The 14,622-nt window shown below is 63.9% G+C and carries 10 protein-coding genes and 1 pseudogene; 5 read left to right on the top strand and 6 right to left on the bottom strand.

All coding sequences use genetic code 11. The features are described 5' to 3' along the window. The first annotated feature begins 89 nt into the window (after window positions 1–89). The gene (locus tag AC0L3J_RS16835; protein WP_473347750.1) at window positions 90–389 is read left to right on the top strand and encodes a hypothetical protein; all 300 of its coding nucleotides are present in this window, start codon (window positions 90–92) and stop codon (window positions 387–389) included. 18 nt (window positions 390–407) lie between these two features. On the opposite strand, the pseudogene AC0L3J_RS16830 reads toward AC0L3J_RS16835, so the two are convergent. Further along, window positions 408–587, bottom strand: a pseudogene (locus tag AC0L3J_RS16830) (hypothetical protein); the annotation flags it as partial. A 177-nt stretch (window positions 588–764) separates the two neighbouring features. On the opposite strand from AC0L3J_RS16830, the gene AC0L3J_RS16825 reads away from it, so the two are divergent. Next, entirely contained in the window at window positions 765–1,961 is a 1,197-nt protein-coding gene (locus tag AC0L3J_RS16825; RefSeq protein ID WP_473347749.1) for a calcium-binding protein, read from the top strand. 139 nt (window positions 1,962–2,100) lie between these two features. Here AC0L3J_RS16825 and AC0L3J_RS16820 read toward each other — a convergent pair whose 3' ends face one another. Beyond that, window positions 2,101–2,688 carry a TetR/AcrR family transcriptional regulator gene (locus AC0L3J_RS16820; RefSeq protein ID WP_473287762.1) on the bottom strand — a complete coding sequence of 196 codons (588 nt, stop codon included), beginning with the start codon at window positions 2,686–2,688 and terminating at the stop codon, window positions 2,101–2,103. A 582-nt stretch (window positions 2,689–3,270) separates the two neighbouring features. Here AC0L3J_RS16820 and purB point away from each other — a divergent pair. Both purB and AC0L3J_RS16810 read left to right on the top strand, forming a co-directional pair. Then, window positions 3,271–4,578 (top strand): adenylosuccinate lyase, encoded by a 1,308-nt coding sequence (gene purB, locus AC0L3J_RS16815; RefSeq protein ID WP_473347748.1) that lies wholly within the window; start codon window positions 3,271–3,273, stop codon window positions 4,576–4,578. Window positions 4,579–4,685: 107 nt separating this feature from the next. Beyond that, window positions 4,686–5,858, top strand: a complete 1,173-nt coding sequence (locus AC0L3J_RS16810) for a M20 aminoacylase family protein (protein ID WP_456769236.1) — start codon at window positions 4,686–4,688, stop codon at window positions 5,856–5,858. A gap of 150 nt (window positions 5,859–6,008) precedes the next feature. Here the strand turns inward: AC0L3J_RS16810 and AC0L3J_RS16805 are convergent, their stop codons facing one another. The 4 genes from AC0L3J_RS16805 to AC0L3J_RS16790 form a co-directional block, all read right to left on the bottom strand. Next, window positions 6,009–7,334, bottom strand: coding sequence for an LVIVD repeat-containing protein (locus tag AC0L3J_RS16805; RefSeq protein WP_473347747.1), 1,326 nt, complete (start codon window positions 7,332–7,334; stop codon window positions 6,009–6,011). 162 nt (window positions 7,335–7,496) lie between these two features. Further along, window positions 7,497–9,317 carry a caspase family protein gene (locus tag AC0L3J_RS16800; RefSeq protein ID WP_473347852.1) on the bottom strand — a complete coding sequence of 607 codons (1,821 nt, stop codon included), beginning with the start codon at window positions 9,315–9,317 and terminating at the stop codon, window positions 7,497–7,499. A 5-nt stretch (window positions 9,318–9,322) separates the two neighbouring features. After that, the gene (locus tag AC0L3J_RS16795; protein ID WP_473347746.1) at window positions 9,323–11,143 is read right to left on the bottom strand and encodes a caspase family protein; all 1,821 of its coding nucleotides are present in this window, start codon (window positions 11,141–11,143) and stop codon (window positions 9,323–9,325) included. 189 nt (window positions 11,144–11,332) lie between these two features. Next, on the bottom strand, window positions 11,333–13,240 hold the full coding sequence (locus AC0L3J_RS16790; protein WP_473347744.1) for an acyl-CoA synthetase: 1,908 nt from the start codon (window positions 13,238–13,240) through the stop codon (window positions 11,333–11,335). A 260-nt stretch (window positions 13,241–13,500) separates the two neighbouring features. On the opposite strand from AC0L3J_RS16790, the gene AC0L3J_RS16785 reads away from it, so the two are divergent. Next, on the top strand, window positions 13,501–14,598 hold the full coding sequence (locus AC0L3J_RS16785) for a SecDF P1 head subdomain-containing protein (protein ID WP_473347743.1): 1,098 nt from the start codon (window positions 13,501–13,503) through the stop codon (window positions 14,596–14,598). Window positions 14,599–14,622 lie beyond the last annotated feature (24 nt).

Genomic DNA, 14,622 nt, shown 5'->3' with positions numbered 1-14,622 from the left:
GGCTCGCACCTTTAGATCATGTGTGGCCGGGTGGGATTGGAACTGACGCCGTCGCGCCGAGGTTAGTAGCGGAGTGAGGGAGTTGCGCCATGAGTAAGGCTATCCGCGAAGCCATCCATCATCCCCCGATCATCACTGTCGGCGAGCTCATCGATGAGCTCTGCCGTCTGCCAGACACAGCGACGATCCAATTCCACTGCCCCATTCTCGAACAGGAACTTGCGTTCTACCGCCTTCGAAAGCGGTCAAAGGACGTGGTCGAAATCGAAGTCAATACCTATCCGGAAAGCCCGTCGGTCGTGCCATCGGCCAACGCCGCCCTACGTCCGCGGAAAAAGACCCATCATCAGCGCTCGCTCGGCAATGGCAGCGTTGCCGATAAGGTCTGAGATAGAAACCGCGACAGGTCACGTCAGGTGTAGCGGCTTCGGAACGCGTGAAGGAAGTTGGCTTACGACCTTCAGCCCGCGTAGCGCGGGCGTCGCATCGACACGCGCCGAGAGATCGGCGTCCTTCTCGTCGGCGTGGGCCGGATGATGGAAGCGGACGGTCGCATCGAAGATGGCGCGCGCGGTAGACTTGACGTCGGTCGAGTTCCGCCACGCTGCGCCGAAGTTCCTTCGGTCGCAATGAAATCCAACCCAAAGCAAATCTCCGCCATCAACTCCGAGCAGATTCAACGTCAAGCGCGGCCACAGCGCGTCTCGCAAAGACCTCCGCTGCTTTCAGGCCCCGCGACTGAAATGAAATCGGAGTGAAGCGACATGCACCAACTGCCAAACGACACTATCGCAGTCACCCTGCCGGACTTCGGTCAATCCATGACCGTGCTCGGAGATCCCGGGTTGGCAACCGACGACTGGGGCGGCAACGATGCGCTGACGGCAGCCATATCGAGTCTCAACTCGAACGTGACGCTCGTTGGGGAAGACCTGGCTGCCATGCATGGCAATACGCACGGAGGGAACGACAGTCTCGTGGTGAGCGTGGATGGCGGCTGGGATAGTGCCGTTGCCGTTGGCGATGCCCAATCCATGGCGGACAACACCCGGGGCGGTAACGACACCCTCAATGTCGATGCCCACAACTCGCTCTACACCAATGTTTATCTCTATGGCGACGTCCAGGGCGACATGTCGGGCAACGCGGGAGGCGGAAATGACACGCTGACGGCGTCGACCGGATGGAGATCGTTCGGGTCGCTCAGCGGGGACGCTGGTGGTGCCATGAGCGGCAATGCGCACGGTGGGAATGATACGCTGAGCGCGACGGACTATGGGATAAATGGCGGCGGCGACGCACTCAGCGGGGATGCCACTGGCGCCATGACCGACAATGCGGTCGGCGGAAACGACATCCTGACCTTTGCGGCGAGCAGCGACGCCCAGCTCGGAGGAGGAAGCCTGTCGGGCGATTCCGGAACGTCCATGTCCGACAATACCCAGGGCGGGAACGATATCCTCACCGCCGTGGTCGATGGCGAGCGAGCTGCTTTCAGCACGACGTTGTACGGCGACGCTCCCACGATGTCGGGCAATGCTCACGGCGGGAACGACATTCTCACCGGCGGATCGAGCCCCGATCGCCTGGCGGGCGATGCCATGAGCTACGCGCCTTCCTCACCCGGCTCGATCACCGGAGGCACGGATACCCTCAACGGTGGCGGCGGCAATGATCTCTTGTGGGGCGGGCCGAACAACGACACGTTCGTCTTCAACACGGACTCCGGCCAGGACATCGTCAACGATTTCAATCAAGGCAACCAAGCTGTCGGCAGCACCACCACCGAACACGATGTGATCAACCTGCATGACTACGGCTTCGCAGACTGGGCAGCCGTCTCCAGCCTCATCGGCGACAATAGCGCCGGCGATGCCGTGATCCACCTCACCGCCAACGGTACGATCACGTTGGACGGCGTACACACGGCGGCCCTGCATCCAACGGACTTCATCATCTGACGGCTCACAGCCACGCAGGATGACGGATGGTGGTCACGACAGAATCGTCGAGCCCAGGCCCGTCATCCTGCCGATCGCCAAAGTCATGAGCAGGAGCGGATCAAGCCCCAAGCTGCGATGCCGCGCAGGCTCCGCAACCTCACGCCGCCTTCAGCCCGCGCAATACCAGCGCGAGCGTCGCATCGACGCGCGCCGCGAGATCGGCGTCCTTCCATTCGTCGGCATGAGCCGGATGGTGGAAGCGGACGGTCGCGTCGAAGATGGCGCGTGCGGTGGCCTTGACGTCGTCCACGGCGAACACGCCCTGCGTCACGCCATCGGACAGGATCGCCGCGATCTGGTCGATCATGGTGTCCTTGTGACATTTGACGGCTGCACAGGCCTCGCGCGCCAGGGTCAGATAGGTGTCGAACATCTCGGGGTCGTCGAGCACGCGCGAACGTTTGGCGGCGAACAGCGTGCGGAGCCAGCGGTCGAGCCGCGCCGGCGCCGGGCCCTGCTCTTCGGCGAGCTGGCGTAAGGGCGCGTCGATGCGGTCAAGCCAGCGTTTGGCGACCGCCTCGCGCAGCGAGGCCTTGCTCGGGAAATGGCGGTAGACGCTGCCGTGACTCACATCGAGCGCACGGGCAACGTCGACCACGGTGGCCTTGGCGAGTCCGTAACGCCGCAGCACGTCCTCGGTGACTTCGAGGATCCGCTCCGGCGTCAAGATAACGGCTTCGTTCATGCCAGCACCATGTTCCCGTTGAGGGCTCAGTTACCCGGCGACGGAGCTGCTTCCGAAGCGCCCGTGCCGGTCGTTTCGGAAAGCTCTCGCCTTAATGAGGCAGTTTTGCAGCCTGCGCCGCGATCTGGCGCGCCACCAGTAAATTGAGCCAGTGCCCAATCGTCCCGGTCAAATTGATGATTTCGGTCGTCATTGTCGTAAGTCTCCAATCAATTGGCGGTCCCCGTTGTTCAATTGCGACCCTCAATCCCCCATTTGCTTGGGACGTCGGGCTCCCGGGATGCCGCCAGACGCCCAATCGGAGCGTCCGAGGATGGATATACACGCCTCGCTGACAGATTTCAATATCTGTCAGTCAATGATCCGTGATTGACAGTTAATATCTGCGGGCATCCCTCTTGGGGCCGGCCACCCATCGCCCCACCGCCGCCGGGCCGATGATCCTGTCCAGCCCAATCATCCCCCGCTACGTTGCCGGTGCCGTTTGTTTCGCCCTCCCTGCTCTGCTAGATCACGGCGTAAAAAACATTCTGGCAGGTCGCACCCTTTCGGGTCGCCCGCCCACCTTCCTGGAGCAGTCCAATGATCCCCCGCTATACTCGCCCGGAAATGGCCTCGATCTGGGAGCCGCAGACCCGGTTCAAGATCTGGTTCGAGATCGAGGCGCATGCGGCGGACGCCCTTGCCGAGCTCGGCACGATTCCCAAGGAGGCCGCCAAAACGGTCTGGGCCAAGGCCAAGGACGCCACTTTCGACGTCGCCCGCATCGACGAGATCGAGCGCGAGACCAAGCACGACGTCATCGCCTTCCTCACCCACCTCGCCGAGATCGTCGGCCCCGAAGCGCGCTTCGTGCATCAGGGCATGACCTCCTCCGACGTGCTCGACACTTGCCTCAACGTCCAGCTCACCCGCGCCGCCGACCTGCTGCTCGCCGACCTCGACAAGGTGCTTGCGGCGCTGAAGAAGCGCGCCCTCGAGCACAAGATGACGCCGACCATCGGCCGCAGCCACGGCATCCACGCCGAACCCGTGACCTTCGGCCTCAAGCTCGCTTATGCCTATGCGGAATTCTCGCGCGCTAGGGAGCGCCTGATCGCGGCGCGGAAGGAAGTCGCGACCTGCGCCATCTCCGGTGCGGTCGGCACTTTTGCCCAGATCGATCCGCGGGTCGAACAGCATGTTGCCAAGGCGATGGGTCTCGTCCCCGAGCCGATCTCGACGCAGGTCATCCCCCGCGACCGCCACGCGATGTATTTCTCGACGCTCGGCGTGATCGCTTCCTCGGTCGAGCGTTTCGCGGTGGAGATCCGCCACATGCAGCGCACCGAAGTGCTGGAAGCCGAGGAGTTCTTCTCCGAAGGGCAGAAGGGTTCGTCGGCGATGCCGCACAAGCGCAACCCGGTGCTGTCGGAAAACCTCACCGGCCTGTCGCGCATGGTGCGCGCCTATGTGACGCCGGCGCTGGAGAACGTCGTGCTCTGGCACGAGCGCGACATCTCGCACTCTTCCGCCGAGCGCATGATGGGTCCCGACGCGACCGTGACGCTCGACTTCGCGCTGGTCCGCCTCGCCGGCCTGATCGACAAGCTCCTGGTGTACCCCGCCAACATGCAGAAGAACCTCGACCGCCTCGGCGGCCTCGTGCATTCGCAGCGCGTGCTGCTGGCGCTGACCCAGAAGGGCGCAAGCCGCGAGGACGCCTACAAGCTCGTGCAGCGCAACGCCATGCCGGTCTGGCGCGGCGAAGGCGACTTCCTCCAGCTGCTGAAGAACGACGCTGATGTGAAGAAGTATCTCACCGACGCCGAGATCGAGGAGCAGTTCGACCTCGGCTATCACTTCAAGCATGTCGACACGATCTTCAAGCGGGTGTTCGGCGAAAGCTGAGCGTCATTCGTAGTCCGGGTGAGCGCAGCGATACCCGGGACTTCCCTCACAAAGATCCCGGATGTCGCTTCGCTCATCCGGGCTACAAATCAAGGCGGACCTTCCTCATGCCCATCGTCAATCGCGTTGCCGCCCTCTCCGACGAAATGGCCGCCTGGCGCCATGACTTCCACGAGAACCCGGAGCTGCAATACGACGTCCACCGCACCGCCGGCATCGTCGCCGACCGCTTGCGCGAGTTCGGCTGCGACGAGGTGGTGACGGGCATCGGCCGCACCGGCGTCGTCGGTGTGATCCGCGGCCGCAAGTCGGCCTCCGGCAAGACCATTGGCCTGCGCGCCGACATGGACGCGCTGCCGATCATGGAAACGTCGGGCGTCGCCTACGCCTCCAAGGTCCCCGGCAAGATGCACGCCTGCGGCCATGACGGCCACACCGCCATGCTGCTCGGCGCCGCCAAATATCTCGCCGAGACCCGCAATTTCGACGGCACGGCCGTGGTGATCTTCCAGCCCGCGGAGGAAGGCGGCGGCGGCGGCAAGGCGATGGTCGAGGACGGGCTGATGACGCGCTGGAACATCCAGGAGGTCTATGGCATGCACAACATGCCGGGCTTGCCCGAAGGACATTTCGCGACCACGCCCGGCGCGATGCTCGCCTCCTCCGACAACATCCAGATCACGGTCCACGGCAAGGGCGGCCATGCCGGCGCGGGTCCGCACAAGTCCATCGACAGCGTGCTGATCGGCGCGCAGATCGTCAATGCGCTGCAATCGATCGTCGCGCGCAACGTCGATCCGCTGAAGTCCGCCGTCATCTCGATCACGCAATTCCACTCCGGCACCGCCTTCAACATCATCCCGGAGATCGCCGAGCTCGGCGGCACCGTGCGCACGCTCGACCCTGAAGTGCGCGATCTCGTCGAGCGCCGCATCGGCGAAGTCGCCGACAGCGTCGCGCGCGCCTATGGCGGTTCGGCCGAGACGAAGTACACGCGGATGTATCCGGTGACGATGAACCACGCGCGCGAGGCTGGCCTTGCCGCCGACGTCGCCCGCGGCATCGTCGGCGCCGAGCGCGTCAACGATAAGTTCATTCCGATGATGGGCGCCGAAGATTTTTCCTTCATGCTGGAAGCGCGCCCCGGCGCGATGATCCTGGTCGGCATGGGCGACGGCAACGAGTGCCATCACCCCAGCTACATCTTCAACGACAACATCCTCGGCCACGGCGCGTCATATTGGGCGCGACTCGTCGAAACGCGGATGCCGGCAGAGTGAAGCTGCAATCGCCGCACTCGTAGCCCGGGTGAGCGAAGCGACACCCGGGACAGCTCTCACCAGATTTGCAGCAAGGTCCCGGATATCGCTGCGCTCATCCGGGCTACGATTCCCCGTCTCATGACGTGAACAGAGCCTCCTGCCCATCGCTCATCCCTGATACTGCAGCACGTGCATGCCGGCGTTCCAGTCGGAGACGAACATCAGCCCTTCCGGCCGGACATAGGCGTCACAGGTCTTGGCCGCGAGCGCGACGTTCGGGCGCGGATCGATAAGCTTTTTCGGTGTCGGCGGCACCCAATACGCGATCTCCTTCGGTGCGAAGGCATCCCTGATGTCGAACACCCTGACGCCGGCATTGTTGTAGGTCGCGAAGATCGTCTCCTCGCTCTGGAACGAGCCCGGGCGGTTCTCGTGCAGATTATGCGGCCCGAAGGTGCCGTTCGTGCAGAAGTCGCGGTCGCGTGGGGTCGGCAGAGTTGCAATCGGCACCGGGTTTCCAGGCGCCCGCACGTCGAGGACAAATGTATGGAACAGGCCTTTGGCGCACTGATCCGCATTGGCTTCGTCCGCGACGATTGCGAGCTGTCGCTTGGGCAGCGGCAGCGGCGTATGCGTGCCGCCGGCGAAGGGCGGCGACCAATTGATGTGGGACAGCAGCTTTGGATTCAAGGGATCGCTGATGTCGTGAATGGTGAAGCCGCCATCGCGCCAGGCAGCATAGCCGCGATCACCCGCCGTGATCATGTGATGGAGCGCAAAGCGCTTGCCCTTCGGCGTTGCCGGCTCGCCGGCCGCGCGGTTCATGCCCGGCAGCCACCATTTCGCGACGATCTCCGGCTTCGTGATGGTCTTGAGATCGACCACGCAAAGAATGTGGTCGGTGAACCCGTCAAGATGCGCCGACACATAGGCATAGCGGCCGCCCGGCCACCACAGACGGTTGATGCCGAAGCCAGGCATTTCGAGGAACGCGATCTCGCGCATCTCGCCCGGTTTCGATATGTCGTGGATCGAGAGACCGCAGCGGAATTTCTTGGCCTTGGTGATGCTGTCGACCAGCGTGTTCTCGAAATAGCCGCGCATGTTGTCGTAGGACTGCATCGCGACGATGTTGGCGCCGTTCGCAAGCAGCAGCAAATCTTCGGCCACCTGTAAATGGTGCGTGCGGGTGTATTGTCCTGCGGTGAAGAAGTTGACCGGCTTCAGCGCACGCGGGTCGGAGGCGTCCAGGATCGTCACGCCGTCGCTGAACATGTGTCCGACATAGACGTGCTGCCGGTTGAACATCACCTGCACACTGTCGGGCCGTCCGCCGATGTCGCTATAGGAGACGTGCTTGATCCCCTTGCCGATGCCCTCGGGAGGAATGTCTGCCTCCGAAGCCTCTGCCGGCCTCGACCATCCTGACAACGCGGCGGATCCGACCACGGCCGACAATTGCTGAAGATGGCGGCGGCGAGAGAGTTGTGGCATCGATTTCCCCCATTTTTTCGGGGAATGATGCTCGCTTGCGGCGAGGCATGCAAGCCTTGTGTCATCTGCCCTCACCTGCAGCGCACCATCTCATGCAGCATCACGAATGGATCCCGGCTGCGTAGGATTTACGCGCTCCACCGCATCAACTTAGCCCGGCTCTCAATTGCACACCTCGTACGACCCACCGGCGGCCGCGTTTGAGGCGGCCCTGCCGGGGATAAGCCCATTGACGAGCCGGCATCCTTTCTGCACTGGACGACAGCCCGCCGAACTGCAGAATATCTGTCCGCTTGCCTCGGGCTTGGACGGCGAAGATTCGGTTGCCTTCCGGTCCGTGTCCCGCCTCTTCGAATCATCGCGCGTCGCCACCGGCTTCTTCTCCGGCACCTTCTCGCATTCGCTGTCATCGCCGACATGATAGCCGGCCCGGCAGGTGATCTTCGCGCATTGATCGCCGTCGGCCTTGAAGCCGAAATTGCACACCAGCGGACAGACCCGGCCCGGCTTCGCCTTCAGCGCATCGAGCGCGTCAACGCTTGCAAGCTTCGCGTCGAACTGAGTGCCAGCATATTTGTTGAACAGCGTCAGCGAGCGCTGCGTTGCGGCGTTCCAGTCGCCGTCAGCGGAGGCCGAAAGACAGCCGACGCGGCGCAGTTCGCTCTGAACAGATTTCGTGAGATCGCCTGATGGCGGGGAGCTTGGCGGCGGCGACAGCGCGGCGACCTTCCTGCTTTCGGCATCAGCCGCCTGCTTCGCTGCGGCCTCGGTCGCCGATTTCTCAAGCGCCCGCTTCTCCGCGAGCGACTTGGCCGCGGCAGCCTCGGCCGCCTTGCGATCTCGTTCGGCCGCCTCCGCCTTGGCCTGCTCGATCTGCTTGGCTTTCTCGGCCGCGATCCTCGCCTCTTCCGCGGCTTTGGCAGCTGCGGCGGCTTTCTCCTGCTCGGCCTTCTGGGCTCGTTCGGTCGCAAGCCTCGCCTTCTCCTGTTCGGCCAGACGCGCCTTCTCGGTCGCCACCGTGCGGTCTTCCTCGGCGGCGATCTTCTTCAACTGCACGCGGGCGAGGTTGGCGTAAAAGCCGTCCGGATAGGTCTGGAGGAATGCTTCCCAGGCCTCGCGCAGGCCGGCCTGAAGGGCAAGCTCATAGTCTTTCCGCACGCTGTCCTGCGGGTTTGCCTGCGGACCTGCTGCGGCGACCGGCCTTGCCGGCACCAGCGGCACATCGCTGCCGCCCAGGGAGCCATAGACATACGGCTCCTGCTTGTTGCCGGTCTTCTTCAAGACGTCGTCACGGACAAACCCGAACGCCTTGCGCAAATCGAGCCCGGGCTTCGGCAGATGATCGGTCAACGCGACCGCGAACGGGCTATTCCGGGAGTCGCCATCCGACGCCGTCGATCCCGCCTTGGCCGCAAACGCGATCATCGTGTTCGGACTGGTTGGCTCGACCTTGGCAAGTCCGCCACCAATCGCGCGCGAGGCCAGGGTGCGCTTCATCGTCTTGGCGAAGGGATTGTCGCGGCATGCATCGAGGATGACGAGACGGAGTTGTTTGGCCGGTTCGACCGCGTACAGCGCGCGGTCGAGCGCGATCGTCTCATCGAGGACGTCGCCGTCGGTTTCCAGCATGGCATCGGTCGGAACGAGATAGTTGCTGCCGTCCAGCTCGATGCCGTGGCCCGCATAGTAGATCACCGCCATGTCGGCATCGCGCGTCCTGGCCGCGAACTCGCGTAGCGATCGCCGCATTTCGCTGGCATTGAGGTCCAGCCTGATCTCGACCGTATCGAAGCCCGCATTCCTGAACATGCCGCCGACCAGCCCGGCGTCGTTCACCGGGTTCGCGAGCCGGGGCGCGTTCTTGTAGGCGGAATTGCCGATGACGAGCGCGACGCGCTTGTCGGCGAGGGCAGAGCCACAGCTCGCAAGGATAAAAAGAATAAGAACTTTAAGCCCGAGGGTGCAGTTTCGGAAGGCTGACATCGCCATCAGTTACACACTTCACCGGTGACCTTGACGCTGGCGTTGCTGGGATTGGGAACCAATCCGAGCCGGCATCCCTTAGCAACCGGCCTGCATCCTGCGTTGTTGCAGATCATCTGCCCGGACGCTTGCGATTTCGGTGCCGCAGATTCTGCGTCCTTCCGGTCTTGGTCGCGCCTTCTCGGCTCGTCGCGGGCGGTAGGCGCCGGCTTCTTCTCCTGAACCTTCTCGCACTCGTTGTCGTCACCGACGCGATAGCCGGCGCGGCACGTAATTTTCACGCATTGATCGCCATCCGCCTTGAAGCCGAAATTGCAAACCAGCGGGCAAACCCGTCCGGGCTTCGCTTTCAGGGCATCGAGCGCGTCGACGCTTGCGAGCTTGGCGTCGAATTGGGTGCCGGCATATTTGTTGAACAGGGTCAGCGAACGCTGCGATGCTGCGCTCCAGTCGCCGTCGGCGGTGGCGGACAGGCAGCCGACGCGGCGCAATTCACTCTGCACGGATTTTGTCAGATCAGCCGCCGACAAGGTGGATGCCGGCGCCGGTGAAAGGGCTGCGACTTTTTGCTCGACCTCAGGCATCTGCCGATCGGCCACAGGCTTTGCCGCCTGTTCCGCCTTCTCGGCGGCCTGCCTGGCGGCAAGCTCGGCCTTCGCTTTCTCCGCCGCCTGCTTCTCGGCCTGTGCTTTCGCCGCGGCGGCTTCGGCCAGCTTGCGCTGCTGCTCCGCCGCCTCCGTCCTCGCCTGCTCGATCTGCTTCTGTTTCTCCGCCGCGATCCGGGCCTCTTCGGCCGCCTTGGCCGCCGCGGTCGCCTTGTCCTGCTCGGCCTTCTGGGCGCGTTCGGCAATGAGCCTTGCCTTCTGCTGCTCGGCCGCGTTCGCTTTTTGCTCGGCCGAGGCGCGCGTCTCTTCGGCGGCGATCTTGTTCATCTGGCCCTTGGCGAGATTCGCGTAGAACCCCTCGGGATATTGCGCCAGGAACGCTTCCCAACCGTCGCGCGTGGCAAGCTGCAGCGCGAGCTCGTAATCCCTGCGAATAGAATCCTGCGGATTGGCCTGCGGACCGGTCGCTGCCGGCTTGGTCGCGACCAGCGGCACATCGTCGCCGCCAAGCGAGCCATAGACATAAGGCTCCTGCTTATAGCCCGTGCTCTTGAGCACGTCGTCGCGCACGAAGCCGAACGCCTTGCGCAAATCGAGGCCCGGCTTGGGCAAGTGCTCGACTAAAGCGACGGCGAACGGGCTGTTCCTGGAGTCACCGTCAGACGCGGTCGAACCGGCCTTTGCGGCGAAGGCGATCATGGTGTTGGGGCTGGTCGGCTCGACCTTGGCAAGCCCGCGACCGATCGCGCGCGAGGCCAGCGTCCGCTTCATGGTCTTGGAAAATGGGTTGTCGCGGCAGGCATCCAGGATGATCAGGCGCAGCTGCTTGGCCGGCTCGACTGCGAACAGCGCGCGCTCGACCGGGATGGTTTCGTCGAGCACATCGCCATCCGTCTCCAGCGTCGCGTCAATCGGAATTAGATAGTTGGTGCCTTCCAGCTCGATGCCGTGGCCGGCGTAATAGATCACCGCCATGTCGGCATCGCGGGTCCTGCCGGCGAACTCACGCAACATGCGCCGCATCTCGCTCGCACTGAGATCCAGCCTGACGTCGACGGAATCAAAGCCGGCCTTCTTGAACATGCCGCCGACCAGAGTGGCATCGTTGACGGGGTTGCCGAGCTTGGGCGCGCTCTTGTAGGCGGAATTGCCGATGACAAGCGCAACCCGCCGGTCCGCATGGGCCGGTCCGCAGGCGAGGCCAATGGCCAAAATCAACAAAGCAAATAGCCGAAACGGAATCACTTGCGTCCCCCCGGATGCAATTCCACGAGACTATTCGGACCATCGCTCAATTACCAATTCTTCCTATGTGATATTTGTCACATAAGAGGCTCTCTCAGGGGTATGGATAATGCGGCGAAGCGTCGCCCTGCCTTCGAGCTGACGCCAAAGCCTCTGTTGAGTCCGTTACATTTGCACCACCTCGTGGCGCATCACGAACGGTGCAAGCAGTGCGTGCACCTCGCGCGCAACCGCCTCGCGCTGATCCGCCGGCAGGCCCGCAAGCGTTACGGTGGCGATCGAGCCGTGGCTGCCGTGAGCGCCGACCCTGACCTTGCAGTCGATGCCGCGCTCAGTGAGCGGCGTCAGCACCTTCGTGAACACGCGCTGGGCTGCGTCCCAGCGCAGCTGCGGCTTGAACACTTTGCCGACGCCGGTCACCGGCATCGGATCGATCGGGATAACCTGCACCGGGACAGCCGCGCGTTCCGGCGTACGCTCGCGCACCCATGTCTCCAGCTCGCCCGGCTCGACGGTCGCGCCCGGCTTCAGCTGCACGTAACCCACCGGCAGTTCGCCGGCATAGGCGTCGGGCTGGCCGACCACCGCGGCAAAGCCGACCGCAGGATGCCGGAACATGATCTCCTCGATCGGTGCCGGATCGATGTTGTGGCCGCCGCGGATCACGAGATCCTTGGCGCGGCCGGTGATCCAGAGATAGCCGTCGGCATCAAGCCGGCCAAGATCGCCGGAATTGACCCAGACCTCGTCGACGAAGGCACCCTTGTTGTGCTCGTCGTTGAGATAGCCGCCGAACACGCCGGGCCCGGCCATGATAACGACACCGATCTCGTCCGGCGCGCAGTCGCGGATCAGCTTGCCCTCGGCATCGAGCTGGACGATGCGGACTCGCGCATAGGGCATGGGAAGGCCGACCGAACCGAGTCGGATCGGCCGTGACGGATAGGCCAGCGTGTGCACGCTCGAGGTCTCGGTCATGCCGTAGACCTCGACGACCGGCAGCTTGAGCTTGTCCTGGATTGCAGACCCCACCGCGACCGGGATCGCCGAGCCGCCACCGGCTGCATATTTCAGGCTGGAGATGTCGGCATTCCCAGGCGGCACCGCGAGCGTTGCGGCGAGCACCGTCGGGACGCTCGACAGCGCCTCCGGCTTGAAGCGCTCGACCAGTTGCCAGATGTTCTTGACCGCATTCGGATTGCGCCATCCGCTCGGCGACAGCACGACCAGCGAGCCGCCGGCCGACAACGTCGTCAGCACCTGCGTCAACGAGCCCCCGACGTGAAACAGCGGCATGCCGAACAGCATGTTGGCGCCCGGCTTCGACTCCAGCAGCAGATTGAGCGCCCAGGCTTGATACACTTGGTTGGCATGCGTGTGCCGCACCAGCTTTGGCGTGCCGGTGGTGCCGCCGGTGTGGAAATAGGCGGCGATGTCGCTGCCCAGAATCTTGCGCTCGCTGATAAGGCGGTCCGAAGGCTGCTGCCTGATCAGGTCGTTGAAGGCAAGGATTCCCGTGGCCGGATCGCCAGCACCGAACACCTGCACAATCGCCTTGAGGTGCTTGAGTTGCGGCCTGATCTGCTCGACTTTCTGCCAGATGTCGGTGCCCGGCATCGGCCCGAGCGCCACCAGGACTTTTGTGTTCGCGGCCTCCAGAATTTCCGCGATCTGGTGCGGCTCCAGGAGCGGATTGACGGGATTGGCGATGCCGGCGGCCTCCGCGCCGAACAGCGTCACGAAGGCGTCCGGTACCAGCGGCAGCATGAAGCTGACGACGTCGCCCTTCTCGACGCCAAGCGCGTGAAACATGTTTGCGGCCTGCGTGACGCGCGCGATGAAGTCGCGGTACGTCACCACGACCGGCGTGTCGGCCGGATCGGCGTTTTGCAGGAACTGGAGCGCCGGCCCGTCGGGGTTACGGGCCGCACCCAGCCTGATGGCGTCGTAAGTGCTCTCGGCCGCGACGCGATCGACGTAAGGGACCTGCTCGAAGGCTCGAACCTCTGCGTCCGTTGCCAGGTCCGGATAGTCGTTGCCGATGAAGCGATCGAGCGCGTGGATGCCCGCCATGGAATTCCGTCCTCCCTCAGATGCATGTCCCCGCGCCCTGTCTTTTGACTTTTTGGGTTGGCGAGACCTCGACCGATGGCCGGCCGAGCAAGGGCAGAATGATCGATGATTTGGCGTTCGTCCATGACCTAACGGCCGCCGTAATCGGGCTCTGGTGAGAGGCTTTTGAACCTGCGCGCCCGATCCGGGGACCAAGAACTGGCATTGGACTCACATGCCGGTGTCCTTGCCAGCGCCCTGGCGCAAGACTTGAGGTGATCATGACCACGCCCCCGCGGGATTGCGCCACCCGGCTGTTCATCGCGCTCGCCGTGACAGCAGGGATCATGACATCGGTGCTCGCCCTGCCCCGCCCGGCACACGCCGAGGACGGCCAGATCGACAAGATGCGCGCCAAGATCTCGGCCTTCATCAGCGACAAGATGGAGAAGCTCGGCGGGTCACGCATCGTCTACAAGGTGGACACCGATGGCCTGCGCGAGAGCGTCGTTACGGATTTGCGCGACGACGTCTACAAAAACCTGCGCGACGGCAAGATCGCCTTCTCCGGTCTTGCGATCCGCGACGGCGGCGTCGAGTTGAAAATCGCCGACACCAAGGGCCGCGAGCAGCTTGCGCGCAAGCTCGCGTCTGCCGCGGAGGGATTGCCGTCGCATGCACTCGCCGTGACCGACGGCGGCGACGGACTGGTCAGGCTCGCGCCGACCAATGCGGCATCCGCCGCGCGGTTGCACGAACTGGTCGAAGATGCCATCGCCATGATCGAGCAGCGTCTGAAGGAGGCTGGCGTCCAGCTCGCCAGCGTCCAGCCCGATGGCACCGACCGCATCCGAATCTTCCTGCCCGGTGTGATGGAGCCCGAGCGCGTCACCGCAGTCTTCGCCCGAAGGGTCAAGGTCGGCTTCCGCCTGATCGACCTCTCGATGCCGCCGGAGCAGGCGCAATCCGGCACGCCGCCGACTGGCACGGAAGTCCTGCCCGGCTTCAAGGACAAGAGCCTTTATCTGGTCGCCAAGGACAGCGTGCTCGACGGCGACGACATCAGCTATGCGGGCCCGGGGTTTGCAAGCGCCACGAAAGAGCCGATCGCCTCGTTCCGCTTCAATGGCCGCGGCACGCGGCGCTTTGCCCATATCACCGAAGAGAACATCGCAAAGCCCTTCGCCATCGTGCTCGATGGCAAGGTGATCTCCGCCCCCGTGATCCGCGAGCCCATCACCGGCGGCTCGGGCCAGATCTCCGGCAATTTCACTCTGGAGGAAGCAAACAGCGTCGCCATGCTGCTGCGCGCCGGTTCGCTGCCGGGGCACCTCAGCCTGGTCGAGCAGCAGGTCGTGCCGCCCGCCGCCAAACCCTAAGAGCGGGGATCGCCCCCACGCCCA

Source organism: Bradyrhizobium sp. Kon37, assembly GCF_055807535.1.
The sequence above is the reverse complement of the archived record's forward strand: the minus strand, read 5'-3'. Positions and strand labels throughout refer to the sequence as shown.

Coding starts and splice junctions, on each gene's coding strand:
- AC0L3J_RS16835 (WP_473347750.1), top strand. CDS start 90: ATGAGTAAGGCTATCCGCGAAGCCATCCATCATCCCCCGATCATCACT.
- AC0L3J_RS16825 (WP_473347749.1), top strand. CDS start 765: ATGCACCAACTGCCAAACGACACTATCGCAGTCACCCTGCCGGACTTC.
- AC0L3J_RS16820 (WP_473287762.1), bottom strand. CDS start 2,688: ATGAACGAAGCCGTTATCTTGACGCCGGAGCGGATCCTCGAAGTCACC.
- purB (WP_473347748.1), top strand. CDS start 3,271: ATGATCCCCCGCTATACTCGCCCGGAAATGGCCTCGATCTGGGAGCCG.
- AC0L3J_RS16810 (WP_456769236.1), top strand. CDS start 4,686: ATGCCCATCGTCAATCGCGTTGCCGCCCTCTCCGACGAAATGGCCGCC.
- AC0L3J_RS16805 (WP_473347747.1), bottom strand. CDS start 7,334: ATGCCACAACTCTCTCGCCGCCGCCATCTTCAGCAATTGTCGGCCGTG.
- AC0L3J_RS16800 (WP_473347852.1), bottom strand. CDS start 9,317: ATGTCAGCCTTCCGAAACTGCACCCTCGGGCTTAAAGTTCTTATTCTT.
- AC0L3J_RS16790 (WP_473347744.1), bottom strand. CDS start 13,240: ATGGCGGGCATCCACGCGCTCGATCGCTTCATCGGCAACGACTATCCG.
- AC0L3J_RS16785 (WP_473347743.1), top strand. CDS start 13,501: ATGACCACGCCCCCGCGGGATTGCGCCACCCGGCTGTTCATCGCGCTC.